The sequence below is a fragment of the Nonlabens ulvanivorans genome (assembly GCF_000732625.1).
Lineage (GTDB): Bacteria > Bacteroidota > Bacteroidia > Flavobacteriales > Flavobacteriaceae > Nonlabens > Nonlabens ulvanivorans.
Genome location: NZ_JPJI01000026.1, coordinates 431,378 through 452,795 on the forward strand (window position 1 = coordinate 431,378; position 21,418 = coordinate 452,795).

Here is a 21,418-nt window from a genome sequence, read left to right on the forward strand (position 1 = left end):
GGCTCTAAAGATAAGATTACCCTTCAAATAATTGAAGCCATAATCCTTTAACTTTATCCCAGTTGAAATTTTCGGCAGTTGTCCTGGCATTTTGAGCTATACCTGTTACTAACTGATTATTCTCTAATAACTCATTAATATGGTTAGCCATTTCAACAGCCTTAAAAGGTGGCGTTAGAAATCCATTTTCACCATGTTTTATTAAGAATGGAATACCGCCTACATTTGTAGATATCACTGGCAATCCTAATGCCATGGCTTCAATGACACTTACTGGTAGATTATCAAAATTAGAGGTGTTTATGAATAGATCATAGTTTTTACTCAATGATATCCAATCTTCCTTATCGAGCAAACCTGTAAACTCTACAGATAAATTCTTTTGAGCTGCTATTGAAATACATTTCTTCATCGATCCATCCTTATCCGGTCCGACCATACATAATTTGGCATTGGGATAATTTTCAGATATCAAATCGAGAACTTCTAAAGCCATTTCAGGATTATAAATATCAGCAAAAGATCTAACCCATAATAATCTAGGTTGTATCTCAGATCTCAACTTAAATGAATATTTATTTAAATCGATATGATTAGGTATTTTAACTAGTTGTTTAAAATCCGCTTTCGCGAAAGCGTCTATCAAATAATCACTAGGACTCACAACAGTATGAGCATTATTAATAAAAGCTTGAATAGCTTTAGGATTTTTACTTAATCGGTCTGGTAAGTTACCACCATGAAGTATAGGAATATATTTGATTTTTAAAGATTTACATAACCGACCGATTGTTATAGCATACCAAAAATTACGAGTACTATAAGTGTCAATTAAGACATAATGTGCCCAGTTTCTACTTAAAAAAGTTAGACGCATCATATGTAATAATCTAGCATTGGTATTTTTTACGGAAGATGCGTATCTCAATTTAAAACCTTCTTTTTGAAGCAAAGGTCCAAGTATATCGATCGTTGTGGCAGTGCGTCCTTTACCAGCTAACTTATTCCCTATATACAGAATGTTTTTCATTAGGCGAGAAGGGCATTATCTGTACTATTTACAGTTGATATTTTCTTTTTAATTTTCACAGGTCTAACATATAATAAAGCCATTCCATAGAAAAATGCTGGTGCTGCAATACGCATGGCACTATGATTTATAGTTGCTATCCAAAAAATTAAAAAAGCATAGAAGTAAATATTACCTCGATGAAAAAGTCTAAAAAACAAAGGAGTAAATATTAAAACTAACAAAGAGAAAATCCCAATAGCTCCATGTTCTGAAAGTAATCTACTGGTCTCATTATGTGATGCAGCTATAATTCCATCTTTTTTTGCTCTATAATACTTTACCTGTCCAGCACCTATACCTGCAATAGGGTTTTCAAAAAAAGCTTCTAATTCAATTGATATAAGTTCAGTACGTCCAGTTGACAAATCATCTTTAGCACGACCAGCAGCATCTTCATTTGCATAGCGCTTATCTATCAGACCATTTGTTACTAGTGAGGTAAAACCCCAAGCCATTATTAAACCTAATCCAATAACCGCAAGCTTTGGAATAAAAGAAGCTCTGAATTCGCTTCTTTTTAAAAGAAACAAAGTTCCAATCACCGCTATAATCATTAAGAATGAGGTGTAAACGCCACCTCTGGAAAAAGTCACCCAAGCCCGATAGGTCATGGCTAGAAAGAGAACAATATCTAAAATATTAATCATTAAATTCTTAATACGTAAGAAACGAACAAAGGTGATAAACATACCTATCCCTAAAACTGTAGCTACTTGATTAGGACCATATCCTCCAGATGTCGCAAAGTTTGAAGCCGTATTAGTTACCACATCTCTAATATCTGGCGTTACTAAGAATAAATACGTGGTTATCATAACTACAGGTCCCACGCAAAGTTTTAATATTTGATCTAATCTCGTATTTGTAATTGTCCTTTGATAACAGTAAATGGCAGTTATTCCTAAAGTTACTGGACCACTTAAATTAAATGCTACAGCTTTACGCAAGCTCTCTCCTAAAGGAATATTTCCAGCAGCAACAATAATACTAGGTATTAATAACAAAAGATAAAAAACATAGGGAATGGACTTTAATGAAAAACCTCTCATGATAATCCCCATAATCATAAAAACGATGACTAGGTATTTCATAAATTCATAAAAGATTAAGGCTTGATTCATCCTTAAGAAAACCTCTAAAGTCACTAAATAAGCACAGGCTAAAAGTGCTTCTTGACCTGAATCTTTTTGTAACAAAACCCTAAGTCCAAAATAAATAATGGAAGCATAGAAAAACAAAGGAATCAAAAATGGTGCTGCAATCATGAATATGGTCAAAATGATATGACCAGCAATCAATAACGGATATGGTAATTTCTCAAATTGAATCATTATAAGGAACTATAAAAAGTCTCTAACTTCTCAATGTAAGAAGCAGCTCCAAAGGTAGTCATTACATGTTGTTGGTATGAGTGAGCCATTGATTTTGCTTCTTCAGGATTAGCTATAAATTCTTGAATGGCTTGAGATAACGAATTGATATCTTGAAACGGTACTACCTTACCATAACCCAACACCACTTCTTTACAAGCTCCTACATCTGTTGTCACAACAGGTAAACCTGCAAGTCCATATTCTAGTATTGCCACTGGCAAACCTTCAGACTTTGAGGACAACACTCCTAAATCACATGCTTTTAGAATTGCAATCGTATCTTCTCGAGAACCTAACAAGTGTATGTGTTCATCTAATTTTAAGTCCTCTATTGTAAATTTAATGTTTCGAGCATAGTCATCTTGAAAATCCATTCCGACTAGTAATAGATTCCATCCGGTAGTATTTTTAGTTACTTCTTGAAATGCTTTAATCAAAGTTGTATGATCTTTTTGAGGCCTCAGATTTGCCAAATGTACTATTCGTTTACCTGATGAACCAGGTAACGGTTTTAATAGTTGCTGTTCTAGGGAATTAGAAACAAAATTTCTTAAATAAATAACTTTTGAAGGTTTCAAATTACGGATAGACCAATCTTTCAAAATTTGATTCACACTTATAATCCCATCAAAAAAACGTGAGGATTTCCTTAAGAAACCAACTTTACGATTATCTAGATCTTCAGCATTACCATAATGGTCATGCCATATCAACTTAACAGAAGGTATCCACCATTTTATAATTGTTGCTGTAAAAAATGATGTGCTATGCCCATGAACTGTATCAATGTTATTTTTAACAATATAGGTTTTCAACTTGGTCATCGCCTTAATACCTAGCTTACCTTTTTTTTCTATAAATAGATAACCTACCTCATCATTAATTGTTTTTTTAAGTAATCCTTCTCTTCTTGTAACACATATGTGCGATTCATGTCCTGCGATTTGCAATTCGTTTGCAATTTGCACCGCCATACGCTCAGCTCCACCAGCATCGAGACTATCTATGATTTGAATGATTCTCATGAATGAAGCAATTTAACTATTTCATCTTCAAACTTCTCTAACGTATAATCCTGTGACCACTCTTGTGCGTTTTGAGATAATAAATTGATGTCTTCTTGTTGATTTAAAAATTGTTTTATAGTTGCAATGGTATTGTCTATATCTGTAAAAATAACACCTCTAGAACCTAAACTTTTATTATCACTTACACCTAACATCCATGGGACACAACTTACTGCTGTCGCAATAGGAATGCAACCATACCACATAGATTCTGCAACAGCCTTGGGCCAGCCTTCACTTTGTGAGGCAAGAAATGAAAAGTGCGCTTTTTTGTAACCATTTTGAACTATTTCCTTAGGTTGATTACCATAAAAATAAAAAGCTTTTTCTGAGCCGCATAAACTATTTACTTCAATTAATGAACTTTCATTTTTAAGCTTATCCATTAAAATACCATCTCCATAAAAATGAGCTTGAGATACTATTCCTTTATGATTCAATAGCTTAATAAGTTCCACTAATAATTGCGGATTCTTATTAGGAGAAAGTGTCCCTACAAAAATAAATTGTAGTGGTTCTTTAAACTCTTTTTTAAAGTGTTTCTTATCCTTTTCTGAATAGGTTGCAGTAAAAAACGATTTGATATTTCTAGACTGACCACTCCATTTTCCATAAACTAATACATCGATATTTTTAGACAGACTAGTATTTGACAATATTCGCTTCTGCCATCTGTAAGAAAGAGGTTGAGATGCATTAGGACTAAAATTACCTGCGTACTTTATAGTTTTACGCTTTCGCGGAAGCGTAATTTGAACAACGCTGGCAAGTAAAGCCAAATTCCCTGGACATCTTACATGGATATGATCTGCTTTGCGCATGGCATTCCATAAAATAATAGTCTGATAAGGAATTGTGATTATTGAAATTAATGCCGAAATAATGTTATGAAACTCTAATCGCCTGAGGGAAGTTATTTTAAAATCTTGTTCTTGAAAAGGCTGTGTTAATAGTTTGCGTTGATATCGCGTAGGACATACAAATGAAATATCGCTAACATGCTGCATCCATAAATCCATCTCACGCACGTATGGCGCATATGCTTCTTTTTTATCTGAGAGACGCAAAATAGGAGCGTCTGATATAATGAGCAGTTTCATAAAATATAGTCGGCTGAGTCGTTATCACTAACTTTTATGGCTGGAACACCTAAAACGGTTGTGCCTTCTTCCACATCTTTAATAACTAAACTGTTAGCACCTATAACCGCTTTATTGCCTACAATGATATTGCCGGCAATAGTAGCATTGGCTCCTATATATACGTGATCGCCTATGACTGGCACACCTCGATTTTCTCCACGACCGCTCACTCCTATCGTTACTCCTTGAGAGACATTACAATTGACACCGATTACAGCATTAGCATTAATAATAATCCCTGAATGATGACCTATGTAAAAACCTTCTCCAATGGTTGCGCTATATGGAATGGTTATCCCTGTCAACACTTCAATACCTTTCAATTTAAGGACTCCTATACCTAATAAAGGCCATTTTATTACTTTAGGCCATTTAGAAGTATAAATCCAGTTGAAGAAACGATACTGTAGTAATGCCCATAATCCTTGCTGAGTCAACAACATGATTAATGCAGACTTACCACTGTAATCTGTATATCGTTTAATGTCTTTTGAAAACTTCATTAATTAGGTTTATTGAAAATCAAACTTAGGATCCCAACGGTTCTACCCATCGCTTCTGTAAAAGCTTCTTTACGTTCACTAGTAGTAAAGATATTGAGAAATCTTATAGCAGTAAGCAAAATGGTGATTTGATACCATTTCACTTTGTTTTTAAATGACGGGTTGGGATGCTTAACACGCCACACATACCAGCCATTGCGCACTACCATTTTACCGTATCTATACTTATTAGGTCTTCCTGCTGCGTCGTGATGATGTTCTAATAGTGCTGCTGTATTTACATACAAATCTCCTATATGAGATAATCGCAATGTAAAATCTGCATCCTCGTAGAGACCATAACCTTCAAAATATTCAGAAAACTTATGTTCTTTTAAAACAGCAAGAGGAAAACTAGAAACACCACCCATTAACTGTTCTACTTTATAAATCTTACCAGAAGGTGGCAAAAAACTTATAGATCTACCATGACCAAACTCTGGATAAACAGCAGGTTGTGTCGTTTGAGCCAGTCCTAATTTTCTTCTTAGTTTGTAACGACTACTCTCAACTCTCCTATAACCATCGTAATAATAGTAGTTTAAATCTGCTAGATTTTCTTTTGATGATTCTTCCCAAGAAACTTCGTTTGTGATATAACCACCTACTCCTACTGCTTTTGGATATTGAGCATAAGTAGATACTAAATTCTCAAAATAATCTGAACTTAAAATCGTGTCATCATCTAAGAAAGCGACAATATCCATATCACCTTGCACTCGTTCAATACCATAATTACGTTGTTTGGTAAGACCACGATGATCTGGAGGCACTTTGTAATATTTTATAATCTTGTTTCCGCTTTCGCGAAAGCGAGTTTCAGTCTCATCATCTGTAGAACCATCGATAATTAAAATCTCTTCAGGTACTTGAGTTTGTACCATAACCGATTCCATAAGTCTAGTTAGCGGTTCTGGACGCATGTAAGTGCATATGATGAGAGAAAGATTCAATTTATAAAAGTGCTTTTAATGAATCATGCAACTTACAAAAAAACGCATGTCTAACTAAGTAATTTTCATATAGCGCGCGATTTGATTTTTGTAAGTCCCGAAAACTTGCAGGTGTTTGAGTTTTGTGAAAGGCAATTAGTTTTTCGGCAAGATTTTCATTGGGCAACACACGACAGATATGTCGATCCCAATCTATTTGATCTTCTAATGGTAATTGCACATCTGTATCCACTAAAACTGGAATACGACCACAAGCTAATGATTCATAAAATCGCACTGAAAAATTACCAGCACCACGCAAGCAAAATGTATAAGGAGAATTATTTAAGTTTTGGAAGAATTCAATTGTAGATTTTTCACGTTGTTCATTAGTAATAGCACCTGCACGATACTTATCTCGATAAATAAAATCGGTATGAATTGCTAGATGAGACTCCAGTTGTTTAAGGTAAGCATACCTTTTACCAGCCGCATTATAAATGGATTGTTCATCACTTTTATCTTTTTTCAACAGTCTTTTTAAATTCCCATTCATTGTTGATAAATAAACTCTTAATGATTCTAGAATACTAGGATTTGCAAAACCTGTAAAAGATACTTGCGGTTGCTCCTTATAATCGTGAATCATCAATTTTAAATCATCACGTTCTAACGGATCATTCATAAAGGCTGGAATCACAATCGTTTGTGAATCATTAGTAGATTTAAACCCTGCATTGCGCCAGGTAATGATTACCTCATCGTTAAAAGTAGTTCCATAATCACCACCGGTGTAAACGAGTAATTTTTTCTTCTGAACTTTTGCTAGGTCATGAATTGCGTTAAACTGTAACTCATATCCTTTTTGAGCAATGGAATAATAATTTATTGGAACTATAAAAGCATCAGCGAGTTCTGGTTGTTCTACCAGTTCATAATGTTTTCCAATTGACTCATGAGCATTTTCATAATAATGTAAATCAAAGAGTAATGGATGCACCTGCTTTCTATTCTCAGGAATGAGTAATTCTTGAAATGTGTAGAGTTTTATCATAATCTACTGGCCCATTTTTCGCTTTGATTCCAAGCTTGCAGGTACTTCTTGTAGTGTTTCCAAGGTAGTTTAGTCCCAAAAACACCAAATGTTTTAAATAGCTGCACCATTTTATATCCTGACAATTGTTTATGCGTATAATTTTTTTTGCGATAATACATAATTTGAGGTGAAGGCTTCGGCTTTACATCTTCGTTATCCCATGGAAACACATGTGATTTTCTAAATCCACCTATCGGTGCTTTTAAGTGTAAAATTTGAATCTGTGGTGCGTAAGTTACATCGTAACCTGCATTACGTATTTGCATTCCAAAATCGACATCTTCTCCATAGCCATGCTCTAGTGCCATATCAAAATTACATTGTTCTAATACATCTCTATGAACTATAGAACAACCTGAACCAAAAAACGGCCACTGTTTGAAAGTTTTTTGAGACTCAATTTCTCCTTTTTGAAGATACGCCATATTTAACACAGCTGTCTTAGTAATAGATAAACTATTAAAAATACGTTCGATTAAATTTTTATCAAATCTATTATCATCATCAAATAGTAATACCCATGGTGATCTTGTATGCGCTATCGCAATATTACGAGCATTACAAGCGCCCGTTTGATGTATAAATTTATGGATGATTTTAAAAGACCAATTCTCATTATTTAAAAAACCCAAATCAGAGCTAGAACTATGATCGCCATTTTGTTCAATTATTATTACTTGTTGAGGCTTTATAGTTTGTTGGTCAAGATCGAGCAGTACATCTTTAAGATAAGAAGCTCTTCCCATTGTTGGAATTATGACATCATAACGTTTCTCCATATCACTCTCTGGCACTGAATACTGTATGGGTTCTAATCTTAGTGTATAATTCAGTTGTCTTTTAAATAACGCTTTCGCGAAAGCAAGAATAGGAAACTTTTTTTCATAATATATCTGGCATAACAATAGAAAAAAGATCCATGTTTTCTTTTTAGTTTGAGAAATGAAAGAGAACACCTCTGAACTTGAAATTTGAATACGTTCTCTAGAAAGTTGAGAATAACAAAAAAGACCTTGAGACTGATAGATTCTGGTAAATAGATTTAAATCATAAATCCAATTACCAGTAGATTTAAATTCTATTTCTTGTTGAAGAACGCTTGAATGAATTAAACCAATGTTATCACTCATCATCCAAGTAGGATACCATTGATCTTCTTTAAAGTTAATAAAAGGTGTATCATCTACATAATCTATAGAATCCCTTAAAAAGCCAGGAGCTGAACCTTTACTTAGCACCATATAAGGGACAGTTGCTTTATTAAGTAAGTCATTCCAATCTGAAACTGGTCTTTCTATAGAAGTCCATCCTATCCATTGTTGAGGAAACTTGCGAGCCAATTCCTTTAAATGGTCGAAGGTTGTTCCAGCGTCTAATTTTAGTTCATTATTATTTAAATAAGCCTTATCAAAATCTGGATGTATATGTGATTTAAGGATGATCATAATCCTAAAACATATTGATAAAACTTCACATTTTCCTCAACTAAATGATTAATATCAAACTTAGAAGCTACGCTATTTATAGCATTTTGACCTATGCGATTCACTTCCTTTTCATCGGAAAAAAGTTTATTAATAGAAGTAACATAATTGTCTATATCATCCGGATGGTGCATATAACCATCTACTCTATCTTCAATCAGATCTTGAGCCCATCCTATATTTGTATTGACAACCGCCTTTCCCATAGCCATGGACTCTATAGTAACCATTCCTAGAGTTTCGGCGAGTGAGGGATATACACAGACATGTGCTTTTCTAATATGTTCTTGAACTTGAGAGTAAGGTACTTTTCCTAAATAATTGATATTCTCAAGAACAAGCGGTGGTGTTATATTCTGTATTAATTCCCATGTAGAGTGCGCACCTGTTTGAACATCATTACTATCTCCACCAATAAATGTAAGTTGGGATTGCGGGTATTTTTCTAGGACTTTTTCAAATACCTGAACAAGCTGAAAAACTCCTTTTTTGCGTATCAAAGTTCCAACGTTAAGAATAGTAAAGGGATTATAATTTGAAATATCTTCATTTATAAACTGACTTAAATCTAGTCCGTATGGAATTACCTTTAATAAATCCATAGGTAGATTAAATAATCGCATAGAAGTAGATCCAGCAAATTGTGTAGGTGCTATGTAGGCTTGCGCTTTGGAAACGGCATTACTTTCAAAGTATTTATTTTTTTTCTTTTGAGGCCTGTTTTCTACATGACAAAAATATGTATCACTTCCATGAAAACGTATAATTAACGGCATCTTTAATTTCATAAAAGCCGTAATACCTGTCCAGTCTGGTGCCTCTAGAAGATCAACGTTTTTTAAGTGTTTATTTATGTAATTTTCAATGTTCTTACGATAAAAGTAAAAGCCACCTATTTTATATTTTTTTTGTTTTATAAGATGAAAATGAATACCATTTTCATCAAATTTCTCTTGCGTTTTCTGACCATAAACCACTATAGTTATTTGGTGGCCTTTCACAACTAATCGAGACACCAAATTTTTGATACTCGTTCCCATGCCACCAGAGTGACCGGTTTTTTCATGAGGATATTCTGGTGTGAGGTAGGCGATGTGCATTATTTTATAATTCTTTTAATCCCATCCCATATACGTTCACTCGCTTTTTCTGGAGATTCAGGTTTATTAACTATTCCATACCACTTTTTAGTAATAGGTACTGGATCTAAATCACCATCCAGCAATCCTTTAATTCCATCATATATTTCTGATTTATTCATCGCCCAAATGACCGATGTATCATAATCTGGCATAGAACGGAAGTGGACATACTTATAATTTTGTCCTATATCACGTATTCCTTTTTTGAGTTGCGGTTGCTCATAGTTAGGATAAATAGTGGGCTTACCGTGCGCCACAAAATCAAACACCATACTAGAGCAAATGTTAACCACAAGTTCACTGTGGTGACAAGTATTCACTAATAATGTAAAATCCTCTTTGGTAGGCATTATTTGATTCCACTGGCTTCCCATAGGTTTCCATAAAGGATCTATAGGTGTAATGACATCTTTATATTCTTCAAGTACCTTATCATAACGACCAGAAAAGTCTATAGGTACTTTACGATAAATAATCGCCACATCTCTACCTTCTTCACGCAGCTTACGTATGGCGATAGCTGTATCTTCTAAATAATATTGGTCTAGCGGAGATGTCGTCTGATCATCTCCTGAAAAACAGATGTATTTAGTGTCTTCATTTAAACCATGACCTTCACAAAAACGCTTTCGCGAAAGCAATATAGAAGCATCATAATGAGGCTCAAATTGAGGTGTTCCTGTAACAAATATTTGTTTTTCTCTGGTTTTAGGGTAATATTCTAGCAGTTGCGATTTCATCAAATCTGACCAAACAAAATAATAATCAGTTTCAATGGTTGTCATTCCTTTAGGAAGATTATCCCAACTGTAAATCCAGCACGCAGTTTTAATCCCAAGATCTTTTGCAGCAAGTATAGGTGCTATAGCTTGTGTTGCTCGTTGAGTGGTGCAAAAAACCAGATTTGGTCGGTGTTCTTCCAGTTGTGCCTTAACTTCTTGATACCGTTGTGTAGAACGTTCGGCAGCATTCATGTCATCCATTAAGCATTTCCAGCCTTTAGGTGTAGCGCTAAAGGTTTCATGAAACTTTACAAAAGAACTTTTAGCTATATTCTTAATACTATTCCATCGTAGTGGAAATCTGTAGGTAGGATATACCTTATCCTTAGTCCGCTTTCGCGAAAGCGATAACTCCACTCTTTTACGAGCATGATTGATTACCGGTGTTTTAGGATGTATTCTAGTACTTTCTATCTTTATTTCTGGATAGCCCAACTCTTTTTCAAGAGAAAAAACAGTATTATTCCAGTATGTAATATCAAAGCCTTGTTGCTCACCGATTTCTTTGAATAGAGTAAACGCAAAATTGCGTAGTCCTACCCCATCTGGAAAAAGAATGAATACTTTTGGCTTTTTAGAATTATAAATTGACACAGTGCGGTTGTATTTTTCAAGTTCGAATTTAAATTCGAGTTCGATTTAAGCTTTACGGAATTTCAACTTATCACGTTGCACTTGCTCAATAGGTAAAATATCTGTCGCTTTATAATCTAATGCTTGATAAACGGCTTTTAAATCACGAGCTAATTTTCTCATTCCTGCTGGTTCTAGAGATGCGCTATGATCGGTTCCTTTCCAAGTACGATCTAGTGTGTAATGACGTTCTACCACATTTGCGCCTAGTGTATAAGCAGCAACATCAACAGCGATTCCCAAATGATGTCCAGAGAATCCTATCGTTTTTACTCGCTCACCATATTTTTGAATCATGGTGGTGATATCTAGTAAACACACATCGGGAAATGGCACTGGATAACCTGAAGTACAGTTGTAAAGCACAAGATCTTTTGCACGATGATGCTTTTCAAAAAACGCTACGAGTTCTTCCACCTCATCCTTAGTAGTCATTCCTGTAGAACAGTGAATTTCTCCTTTATAGTTTTCACACAACCAGCCTAGCATTTCGTAGTGATTGTTACAAGCACTAGGAATTTTAATAAATTTAGGGTTTAGACCTGCTATTTCTTTGGCACTGGTAACATCCCATACACTTGTAGAATAAGTAATACCAACCTCTTCACAATAGGCTTTCAATTCTGCATGCTGATTGACATCAAATTCTAAAAATTCTCTATGCGCTCCATAAGTATCTCCATATGAGTTTACTGGATTAGGATGTGGCGCCTCGTATTGTTCTTTAGTTAACAACTCTACGTTATGACGTTTTTGAAACTTTACCGCATCTACTTTACAAAAAATGGCAGCTACTTTGATCAACTCTTTTGCGATTTCCATATCGCCTTTATGGTTTCCACCGATCTCTGCAATGGTATAAGGTTTTTTATAATGACTCATATCGGTTGTTATACTTTATGATAAATTCTGTCGCTTCACGGATAGCTCCTTCGGCACTATTGTTTTGCAGAATCACATCTGCATGATTTTTTATGGGTTGGGTGGCGTTTGCTGGAGTAAATGACCAGCCAGCGGCACAAATATTTGCCATATCGTTAACGTCATCACCGATGTAGGCAATGTTGGAGAATGATAAGTTCCTGTCAGTTACTATCCTAGAGAGTAAACTGTATTTATCCTTTACACCTAGATAAACGTCTTTAATTTTTAATTTCTTCATACGGCTAGCGACTATCTGAGAATCCTCAGAAGTCATGACCATTACCTCTACTCCATACTGACGTAGAATTTCTAGACCCATACCGTCACGCATGTCAAACTTTTTCATCAACTCACCATCTGCACCATAATAGATGCAACCGTCTGTAAAAACGCCGTCTACATCTAGAATTAAATGAGTGATGCGATTACTTTGTTTCTTCGTTTTTAGACGAGATGCTAGTAACTCTTCTACTATTTTCCAGTCGGTTAAAGAATCGATTTCAGTAAGACTGTCCTCAGGCATAGGGACTGTTGCTATGTTACCGCTTATTCTATTTTGACTTTCGCGTAAAGCAGAATCAGTAGTCACATAACAAGCACCATTTTCTATGAGAAGTCCTTCAAAATCTTGTCTTCTCGGTCTGTTGAAAATATCATAATTTTTAGGAGTACCGTCTGCATGCCAGGTGAATCGATGAGAATTTACGACGGTTAAGGCACTGTCATATTTCATCCCATTTGTAACGGCATCTAGACAGTTGTTGATATCAACAGCAGTTGTAAAAGGTGAAGTCGCTTGAAGTAAACAGAATAAATCAAATGCGGAATCAATGCTGTTTACAAATTCCATCATTGCTAGTTCTGTACTAGCGGTATCTGTAGCGCTGGCATCACTGCGTTTTATTGCTTTTACCTTAGTAGTCCAATGGTACTCTTTTTCTATAAAAGAAAGAATGTCGGCATCGTCTGTATAAACGTAAATCTCGTCGAGATTTGAAGCGATTGCTTCACCTAGCGTCCAACAAAAAAGAGGCCTTCCTAAAAGCTTCTTTTTATTTTTACCAGGTATGCCTTTTGAGCCTGAGCGTAATGGGATAAATCCTATGGATTTCATAGATATAGGGTTGTGAGCAAATTTAAGGAAAGATATTATTAAAAACGTTTTATAAGATGCTCAGACTTCAATTCCTCTTAATTAGTTTTTTAACACCAGCTTTTATTCTCATAAAGTGTCCATTAAGATAATAACTCATTTTAATCTGCTTTTTTTCACGATACAGTTCGAGCAATTCTTCATCGTGAATAGAATTTTTACCGGTTAAAAGACGGGATAAGTAAATCCTTTTATTTTTACGATAGGTATCTAAACAGAAAACCTCATGATACTTATTGAATACTCCTAAAATATCCAAGGTAGCTGCGGTTCTCATACATTTCTCGCAAGATGTACAATTTTGCTTTTTTAATAAACTTGCGATCATAGAATTAGTACACACGTCCAGATATTTATGAGAAGTCTTAAAAGTCGAAATGTACCCTACACGTTCTACTCGATTCATATTTCCTAGCGTGGATTGAGTACTAAAATAAGAGGCGAATAATTGAGGTAAAATTATGTGATCAAAATTACTTGTGTCTCCAGATTGCTCAGAGCTCTGCCTTAATGAATATGCAGATGCGTAGTGATAATGATTCAACAAACCTAAGGTTGCAAATGCACATGAAAGATTTAAAAAACTATGAGCACTTTTAAATCGACCGCTTAAAAAGCTGTGAGCATTAGTCTCTACCTTAATCATTTCACGCCCCAACTCTTGAGAAGCACGAGTAGCGTTTAATAATCTATGTTTATAATTAATTTTTGAATTTTGAGTATCATAAGCACCATGCGAACCTGCATTAAAAAAAGTGAGATAATCGAGCTTTTTAGAATGTTCTTTAAATGATTTTATTGTTGCAAAACTATCGACACCACAAGATATACCTGTTGCTATGGAATTATTCTGCAGCTGATGATTAATTGAAGTTTTTGAACAATTTATGGTTAAATTCAAAGTGATTTGATGAATCGCAAGCAGTTTTGGAATAACTATTTCATTAAGTTGTTTCTGTAAGGTAGCATCCATTAACCCTTTAACAATTAGAGATTCTTTTTTTTCTATCATTAAAGGGATAACAGCTATAACAAATGCGTCATAGATAAGCTCTTTCTCATCTATTAAAACTATGTGAGACGTTTCAAAATATAACCGTTCTTTATTTAACAAGCATTCTAAAACGTGTAATTGTCCCTGCTTCCTTAACTTTATATCGCTTAAAATCATATTAAAGCTTTATATAATTGTAAAACCTCTTCTTTCACTCGTTCTCTAACAAATCGATCTCTAATACTTTTATTTGCTTCATAAAAACCCTCTATAGTTCTTGAGCTATTTAAAGCTTGTAAAATGAGCTGTTCAATATGATCTACATTCTCTGGTTCTTCTATTAAATAACCATTAATAGTATTACTAATGAGCTCACTAGTAGCATTCCCAGGATTAGATTGAATAGGAATACAACCGCAATAAATAGCTTCAAGTAATGTATTAGGCATTCCATCACTTAAACTATTACCTATGTAAAAGATAGAATTATCCATTAATTCAAGCACCTCTTCATGAGCTATATCTCGATGTAATTCTAATTGAAGATTAGAAATCTCCTGACCTTCTATAAATTGAAGTAACGGCTGAGTCGCACCAAAAATTGAAATACAGATATTATAATTATATGCAATTTTAAAAAGAGCCTTAAATACTGGAATGGCTTTCCCTAACTCATTTTCATATCCTTTTACGACAAAAGAGTGATTTCCTCTTTGAGTATTAAATTCCCTTTTATCAAAACCACCACCACCTGGAATCGCTCCTAAATAGGTGCCGGCAAACCCCATATTCCTTGCAATTTGATGATCTCTTTCACAATCTGTGATTAGATAATTTACTCTATGTAATACTTGTGAAACCTCACGCCCATAGTTAGGCTTATTTGCTTTGTTAAATAGATCACTACCCCAACTGGAATAAATCCATTTTATATTTTCGTGCTTGTTCATTATATCAATAATTGGCAAACCTGATATGTAAAGTGCAAAACTATGTACTAGGTCCGGTTGTATTTCCTGTAACGCTTTAGCGAAAGCGTCTTCCACATGATTATCAAATTTATGAACGAGCGCATTGAATAATTTAGGAAGTTTACTCTTTAAAAAGCTACGTCCACGTTTTTTAAGAAAGCCTTTTTTCCAGCCGGTAATTTGAGTCATCCAGCTCATGGATGGTGCATAACCTTGATCTAAAATATCAAACCAATAAACCTCATGCCCACTATCTCGCAACTGATCTGACCAGCGACGGAAGTGAATAGAATTCATGGATACAAGAAGAATTTTCATCTTTTTATTATTGTTTTAAAATATCTTTTAAAAATTCTACCAGATTGATTTAGATTATTAAAAAATAACGAAATGAATAACTTAAAGGAATTTAAAAAATAATTATGTTTGTTATAATTACCCATTAAAAGATAGTTTCTCTCAAAAATCTGATTTATTATGACTGCATCACTATCGTGTTTCAAATGATTCTTCATCAGGTTTTCATAAATATACAAGTCTGCTTTTAAAAATTTAATATCACTTGTAGCTGTTTTTTTTGTGACTCCAATAGACTTTCTATAAACCGTTGTAACTTTATTTAGCACTCTTATATCTTGACCGTTTTCTACAGATAATAAATATAAAGGCCAGTCACCATAAGAACTCTTCATTAACCATTCAGGTAAATTAACGTGTTTATTTCTCATAACTACTGTAGATGCAAGAAGCATATTTGAAGCGATTAAGTCTTCATAGCTATAACTTTTAACTTGTTTTAGTTGTGGTGGTTCTTTCCACTTGTTATCAGGAAACAAAATTGAGGCTTGAGTACCTAAAATATCTGTTGTTCGATGTGCTTTGAGGTAGTCTATTTGAGTTGCTAATTTCCTTCTATCTATCCAGTAGTCATCTCCATCGCAAAATGCAATAAACTCTTTATCGCATTTACTTATGGCATCTATAAAATTGGGTAATATTCCTATGTTCTTATCCCTTAAAATAAGATCAATAGCTGGATATTTTTCCTGATATTCTTTTAAGATATAATGTGTACTATCTTGCGAACCATCATCACAAACTAAAATCCTAAAAATAAAATCAGTTTCTTGATTCAAAATACCGTCCAAGGTTTGTTGAATAAACTGCTCTTGATTATAAGTAAGAACAACGACGGTAAGAAGCTCATCTTTAGAACACATCATTACGCTACTTCTTTTTAATTAAGTTATGTATTCCAGTAATAATTAAAACATACTTAAGAATAACCCTAGATTTCAATTGAAAAAGATTTTTTAGACTTCCTAATTTGATCTCTTTCATTAATTCAACACGATCCCTATTACTTTTAACAAAATAAGCGCGATTAATAAATGAAGTGTTATGCCCCTTTAAGTAAAGTTGCAACCATGATTCAGGTAATTTATTTCTTTCTGCAAATTGCTCTCTACATAGTAAAGAATCTTTTTTGATTTTAATAAACTTCTCAGCCTTATTAGAATGGCTTGCACTATCTTCCAATATCCTGTATACCGACATAGGTTGATCAATGTAATGAAAATCACCTAATAAAGTTGCTTCAAGAAAAATTCTAGTATCTGCTATGATGGCATTTTTTAATTCATGTTTGATACAATCAATAATATTAAATAGTACCTGTGAAGGATACACTGAGGTAGCAAATTCTACAAATTTTGAATCAAGCATTCGTCTAGCGTTTGCTTTTTTGCTTGTTAAAGGTTTGCGAAGTGGATGATCTGATAGCGTACCACTGGAATTATTTAAAAATAAAGAATGAGTATATGATAAGCTGTACTGCGGGTTTTGAGCTAAAAAACTGACTTGTTGCTCTATTTTGGAGTTGTCCATCCAGTAGTCATCACCTTCACACATAGCTATAAAATCTCCTGTGCATTTTTTAATGGCAAATAATAAATTTTCCATCGCACCTACATTAGTAGCATGCCTATAATATTTGATATGGATTTGAGAAGTGTTATTTACTATAAATTGATTCACAATACTTTCAGTAGCATCAGGTGATGTATCATCTGCTATGATTAATTCTATCTCGTGACTAGTTTCTTGGGAAAGTACTCCTTCAATTGCCTGGCCTATATATGAAGCATGCCCATAAGTAATCATACATACAGATACCTTCATAATTCTTATTTATATTTAATAACTCGAGCAGGAACACCTACTGCAACTGCATTTGCAGGAATATTTTCTGTCACTACAGCACCAGCACCTATTGTGGCGTTATCTCCTATAGTAATGTCTGGCAAAATTGTAGCGCTTGCACCTATAAAACAATTATTTCCTATAGTCGCTCTACCTAAAATTAAAGCGGCTGGAGCTATATCACAATTATTTCCTATCACTACATCATGCAGTAATCGAGAACCTGCATTTATAAGGCAATGATCACCTATGGTAACATGAGTAGTTATACATGCTTGTGACATAATTTGAATACCAATTCCTAAAGTAATTTTATCTTCACCTATAATAGATGATGGAGCAATAACTTGTTTCAATAGTGCACCTATATCACTAAATTTATTTTCGATAATCACTTTAGCATTTAAGCCACCTAGCCCATAAACATAACTATTATCATTAGTAGAGTTCATCCATGAGGTAAGCTCATTTATTGATTTTAAATGTTTACATAAATCCGGTAGCTGCACATTTTGTATGGAATTCACATCATCAAAAAACGCTATATCTTCATTTTTAAATCCATTCAATTTTAAAATTTCGAAGACTTCATGTGCATGACCTTGTGAACCTGCAATAACCATTAAATGTGATTTTTAATTATTTGAGTAATAGTTTTAATTTCTTGAAATGACAATTGATTTGATAAAGGCAAACATAGAATTCTATCAGCGATATCCTCAGCTACTGGCATAGTAACTAGATGATCTAAATATGGTAATTTATTTAAACTAGGATAAAAATATCGTCTAGGAAAAATTTTATTTTTTTCGAGAGCTTCTTTTACTTGAGTCATGATTTGATGACTCGGAAACAAGACCGGGAAATAAGAATAATTTCTAGTAGCTCCTTTTCTCCATTTTATGAAAGTAATTTCCACATTTGAAAGAAGTTCTTCATATCGTTTACTTACAGCTTCTCTTTTTGATAAAATCATTTCCATGTGAGGCAATACGGTTAAACCCATAGCCGCTTGCAACTCACTCATCTTAGAGTTAATACCTAATCCATGAAACTCTTCAGCACCGTTATGTCCAAAATTATGATGGTAAAAAAGTTGATGTTTTAATTTTTCATCGTTACAGAAGGAAGCACCACCTTCGGCCGTGTGAAATAATTTAGTGGCATGAAAACTACAAGTACTTACATGTCCATAATTAAACAAGCTTTCACCTTTATAATTCACACCAAAACTATGTGCAGCGTCATAAATTACGATTAACCCATGTTTTAGTGCAATTTCTTCAATAGCTTCAATATCACATGGATTACCAAAAACATGAGTCGCAAGAATAGCCTGCGTGTTTTCAGTTATTTTCTCTTCTATTCTTTTAGGATCGATAGTCCAGTGTTCCTCTTCTATGTCTGCAAAAACGGGTTTTGCTCCTTCCCAAATTATGGCACTCGTTGTAGCGACGTAACTAAATGGAGTTGTAATTACTTCTTTATGAATACCGAGTGCTTTTAGGGCTATTTGAATAGGTAAAGTCCCATTAGTATGCAACGTGATTTGATTCACACCTAGATAATCCTGTAATTTATGTTCAAGCTCTAGAACTAGTTCACCTCGATTAGTCAACCACTCTTTTTTAAATGCTCGATCTACATTTTTTTGATACTCCTCTATGGGTGGAATAAATGATTTAGTAACATAGATTGGTTTTTGATCTGAACTACTCACAAAGCATAATTTTAAGAGATATAGACTCTTTTGAATAACTATAAAAATAAGGTAAGTTTCTATAACGGTTTACTATTTCTAGAAGTATCATATCGTTTACTGCTGTGGCATCTAGAAAATATTGTTTGGGCTTTAAATAATTCTTGATTTTATCAGTCCATGAAACTTCCTCTTTTATAAAACGAATCTCAATCACTTTGTTAAGACCCATAATAGGTAAACTAGCTAGCGTGGCAATTACATTGTTCTTCTCAAAGTTTACAGATATTAATTCTTCAGTAGTCTCTAGTCTACCATAATCTTGCTCAACTGGCATGAGTCCAAAACTATGATGTAGGTTTGACTGGACAAGTTTGTGTTTTTTAACGATTTCGGTACGTTGATGATTGATTTTTTCAAGTTGAGTGTGAAATATAGATCCTTGATTTAAACTTCTATAAGCCTTTTCATGCCATTGATGTTTAAAGTAAATCTCGCTTTCGCGGAAGCGGACTTCATAACCAGCATTTCTCAATCGCAAATGAACATCTGTGTCCTCACTGCCCCAACCGTGATAAAACTCATCAAAACCATTAATTTCTAACAGCTGATGAACTGGAAAAATAGAGATTCCAGTAGCCTCTTCATTAGACATAAACTTGATGGTTCTTTGATCAAAACTCACATCCTTCACAGACTCTTCTTGAGACATAAAACCAACTGGAAAATAAGATGTACTCTTATTATCGAGCTGCGGCATCATTGTTTCTAAAAAATCAGGATGCCAAATTAAGTCCATGTCAGACACCATTAAATGTGTTGCTGTAGTGTTTTTTAATATCAAATTAATGCAGCGCGATTTATTCCATAGCTGACCTTGAACTGGGCAAGTAATCAATTCTATTCCTTTAAAACCATCTATAAGTTCCTTGAGCTGGCGCTGGTAAGAAAGAGCACTACCATAATCCACGAGAGTAACCGTTACATGATCTATTAGTTGAGGATGAATAGATTTTAACGATTGTTTTACGATTTTTAAATCCCGATTGCGATTAGGAACAACGATAGTGAGTATATTATCCATCCAATTCTCTAATTAAATCAATGATTTCACTGACCGCATTTCCATTCCCATAAGGATTTAAAGCTCTAGCCATTTTATCATAATAATCTTTATTATTAATTAATTTACGTACCTCATTAACAATACGCTCTTTCTTATTTCCAACTAGAACTACTGCTCCGCTTTCTACAGCTTCCTGACGTTCGGTAATGTCTCGCATTACTATAACAGGTTTATTTAGTGAAGGTGCTTCCTCTTGAATACCACCACTATCTGTAATAATTAAAAAACTACGTTTCATCATCCAAATAAAAAGCTCATAATCTAAAGGTTCTAATAATGTAATATTATCTAGACCACTTAGTTCTTCATAAACAGGAGTCAGTATTTTAGGGTTTAGATGGACAGGAAAAATAATTTGAAATTCGGGAAAATCATTAGCGATGATTTTCAAAGCTTTGCATATTTCAAGAATACCTAAACCTTGATTCTCTCTTCTATGGCTCGTTACTAAAATAACTTTTGAATTCTTAATTTCTCTTTTAAATTCTAATAATTTTCTAGAAGGAGAATTCTCCACAATTTTCAATCCTAAAAACAAGGCATCTATTACGGTATTACCTGTAACAATAATATTTTTTTTAGGGATTTTCTCTTCTATCAGCGCCATCTTACAATTTAAAGTTGGTGCAATGTGTAAAGATGCGAGTCTAGATATAATTTGTCGATTTGCTTCCTCTGGAAATGGTGAATTAATATTGTAAGTTCGTAATCCAGCCTCAATATGAACAATCTTTTTTTGAAGATAAAACGAACACAATGCCGCAATCATCGCCGTACTTGTATCTCCATGAACAAAAACAAAATCTGGATTAAAACTATTAATCACAGATGTGATACCATCCATTAAACGACTAGACAAAGTACTTAGACTTTGATTAGGTTGCATAACATTTAAATCAGTGTCTGGAATCAAATTAAAGAAATCTAAAACCTGATCTAACATTTGCCTGTGTTGTCCAGTTACACATAAATGTGTATCAAACTCATTAGGTAAATTTAAAAATGTCTTAACGACAGGTGCCATTTTAATAGCCTCAGGTCTGGTCCCAATAACAATTAGTATCTTTTTCATGCTACTTTAGTT

Annotated in this window: 20 protein-coding genes; all 20 read right to left on the reverse strand. The window is 34.0% G+C overall.

Annotated elements, in window-relative coordinates; all coding sequences use genetic code 11:
- Nucleotides 1–16: 16 nt before the first annotated feature.
- The 20 genes from IL45_RS05810 to wecB all read right to left on the reverse strand — a co-directional run bounded on the left by IL45_RS05810 (nucleotide 17) and on the right by wecB (nucleotide 21,406).
- On the reverse strand, nucleotides 17–1,030 hold the full coding sequence (locus IL45_RS05810; RefSeq protein ID WP_036581425.1) for a glycosyltransferase family 4 protein: 1,014 nt from the start codon (nucleotides 1,028–1,030) through the stop codon (nucleotides 17–19).
- Complete coding sequence (locus tag IL45_RS05815; protein WP_036581426.1) at nucleotides 1,030–2,403, reverse strand: O-antigen ligase family protein; 1,374 nt, start codon at nucleotides 2,401–2,403, stop codon at nucleotides 1,030–1,032. The genes IL45_RS05810 and IL45_RS05815 overlap by 1 nt, the downstream gene beginning before the upstream one ends.
- A complete protein-coding gene (locus IL45_RS05820; protein ID WP_036581427.1) occupies nucleotides 2,403–3,470 on the reverse strand; it encodes a glycosyltransferase in 1,068 nt (355 codons plus the stop codon). Before IL45_RS05820 ends, IL45_RS05815 begins: the two co-directional genes overlap by 1 nt.
- Nucleotides 3,467–4,612 carry a glycosyltransferase gene (locus IL45_RS05825; protein ID WP_036581429.1) on the reverse strand — a complete coding sequence of 382 codons (1,146 nt, stop codon included), beginning with the start codon at nucleotides 4,610–4,612 and terminating at the stop codon, nucleotides 3,467–3,469. The genes IL45_RS05820 and IL45_RS05825 overlap by 4 nt, the downstream gene beginning before the upstream one ends.
- Nucleotides 4,609–5,157 carry a serine O-acetyltransferase gene (locus IL45_RS05830; RefSeq protein WP_036581431.1) on the reverse strand — a complete coding sequence of 183 codons (549 nt, stop codon included), beginning with the start codon at nucleotides 5,155–5,157 and terminating at the stop codon, nucleotides 4,609–4,611. Before IL45_RS05830 ends, IL45_RS05825 begins: the two co-directional genes overlap by 4 nt.
- Entirely contained in the window at nucleotides 5,157–6,149 is a 993-nt protein-coding gene (locus IL45_RS05835) for a glycosyltransferase family 2 protein (RefSeq protein WP_081866544.1), read from the reverse strand. Before IL45_RS05835 ends, IL45_RS05830 begins: the two co-directional genes overlap by 1 nt.
- A gap of 1 nt (nucleotide 6,150) precedes the next feature.
- Complete coding sequence (locus IL45_RS14730; protein WP_051788665.1) at nucleotides 6,151–7,182, reverse strand: exostosin domain-containing protein; 1,032 nt, start codon at nucleotides 7,180–7,182, stop codon at nucleotides 6,151–6,153.
- The gene (locus tag IL45_RS05845) at nucleotides 7,179–8,669 is read right to left on the reverse strand and encodes a glycosyltransferase family 2 protein (protein ID WP_036581436.1); all 1,491 of its coding nucleotides are present in this window, start codon (nucleotides 8,667–8,669) and stop codon (nucleotides 7,179–7,181) included. The genes IL45_RS14730 and IL45_RS05845 overlap by 4 nt, the downstream gene beginning before the upstream one ends.
- The gene (locus IL45_RS05850; protein WP_036581439.1) at nucleotides 8,666–9,808 is read right to left on the reverse strand and encodes a glycosyltransferase family 4 protein; all 1,143 of its coding nucleotides are present in this window, start codon (nucleotides 9,806–9,808) and stop codon (nucleotides 8,666–8,668) included. The genes IL45_RS05845 and IL45_RS05850 overlap by 4 nt, the downstream gene beginning before the upstream one ends.
- The gene (locus IL45_RS05855) at nucleotides 9,808–11,226 is read right to left on the reverse strand and encodes a glycosyltransferase family protein (protein WP_235183323.1); all 1,419 of its coding nucleotides are present in this window, start codon (nucleotides 11,224–11,226) and stop codon (nucleotides 9,808–9,810) included. The genes IL45_RS05850 and IL45_RS05855 overlap by 1 nt, the downstream gene beginning before the upstream one ends.
- A gap of 45 nt (nucleotides 11,227–11,271) precedes the next feature.
- Nucleotides 11,272–12,147: an N-acetylneuraminate synthase family protein gene (locus IL45_RS05860; protein WP_036581440.1), complete on the reverse strand. Its 876-nt coding sequence runs from the start codon at nucleotides 12,145–12,147 to the stop codon at nucleotides 11,272–11,274.
- Complete coding sequence (locus IL45_RS05865) at nucleotides 12,134–13,303, reverse strand: acylneuraminate cytidylyltransferase (RefSeq protein ID WP_036581441.1); 1,170 nt, start codon at nucleotides 13,301–13,303, stop codon at nucleotides 12,134–12,136. Before IL45_RS05865 ends, IL45_RS05860 begins: the two co-directional genes overlap by 14 nt.
- A 67-nt stretch (nucleotides 13,304–13,370) precedes the next feature.
- Nucleotides 13,371–14,513, reverse strand: coding sequence for a hypothetical protein (locus tag IL45_RS05870; protein WP_036581443.1), 1,143 nt, complete (start codon nucleotides 14,511–14,513; stop codon nucleotides 13,371–13,373).
- The gene (locus IL45_RS05875; RefSeq protein ID WP_036581444.1) at nucleotides 14,510–15,625 is read right to left on the reverse strand and encodes a glycosyltransferase; all 1,116 of its coding nucleotides are present in this window, start codon (nucleotides 15,623–15,625) and stop codon (nucleotides 14,510–14,512) included. The genes IL45_RS05870 and IL45_RS05875 overlap by 4 nt, the downstream gene beginning before the upstream one ends.
- The gene (locus tag IL45_RS05880; protein ID WP_051788666.1) at nucleotides 15,622–16,527 is read right to left on the reverse strand and encodes a glycosyltransferase; all 906 of its coding nucleotides are present in this window, start codon (nucleotides 16,525–16,527) and stop codon (nucleotides 15,622–15,624) included. Before IL45_RS05880 ends, IL45_RS05875 begins: the two co-directional genes overlap by 4 nt.
- Nucleotides 16,528–16,534: 7 nt before the next feature.
- A complete protein-coding gene (locus IL45_RS14735; RefSeq protein ID WP_081866546.1) occupies nucleotides 16,535–17,488 on the reverse strand; it encodes a glycosyltransferase family 2 protein in 954 nt (317 codons plus the stop codon).
- 5 nt (nucleotides 17,489–17,493) lie between these two features.
- Nucleotides 17,494–18,132 (reverse strand): NeuD/PglB/VioB family sugar acetyltransferase, encoded by a 639-nt coding sequence (locus tag IL45_RS05890; RefSeq protein ID WP_036581445.1) that lies wholly within the window; start codon nucleotides 18,130–18,132, stop codon nucleotides 17,494–17,496.
- The gene (locus IL45_RS05895) at nucleotides 18,132–19,229 is read right to left on the reverse strand and encodes a DegT/DnrJ/EryC1/StrS family aminotransferase (RefSeq protein WP_036581447.1); all 1,098 of its coding nucleotides are present in this window, start codon (nucleotides 19,227–19,229) and stop codon (nucleotides 18,132–18,134) included. The genes IL45_RS05890 and IL45_RS05895 overlap by 1 nt, the downstream gene beginning before the upstream one ends.
- Nucleotides 19,222–20,292, reverse strand: a complete 1,071-nt coding sequence (locus tag IL45_RS05900; protein WP_036581449.1) for a glycosyltransferase family 2 protein — start codon at nucleotides 20,290–20,292, stop codon at nucleotides 19,222–19,224. Before IL45_RS05900 ends, IL45_RS05895 begins: the two co-directional genes overlap by 8 nt.
- A complete protein-coding gene (gene wecB, locus IL45_RS05905) occupies nucleotides 20,285–21,406 on the reverse strand; it encodes a non-hydrolyzing UDP-N-acetylglucosamine 2-epimerase (RefSeq protein ID WP_036581452.1) in 1,122 nt (373 codons plus the stop codon). The genes IL45_RS05900 and wecB overlap by 8 nt, the downstream gene beginning before the upstream one ends.
- Between the last annotated feature and the right edge of the window lie 12 nt (nucleotides 21,407–21,418).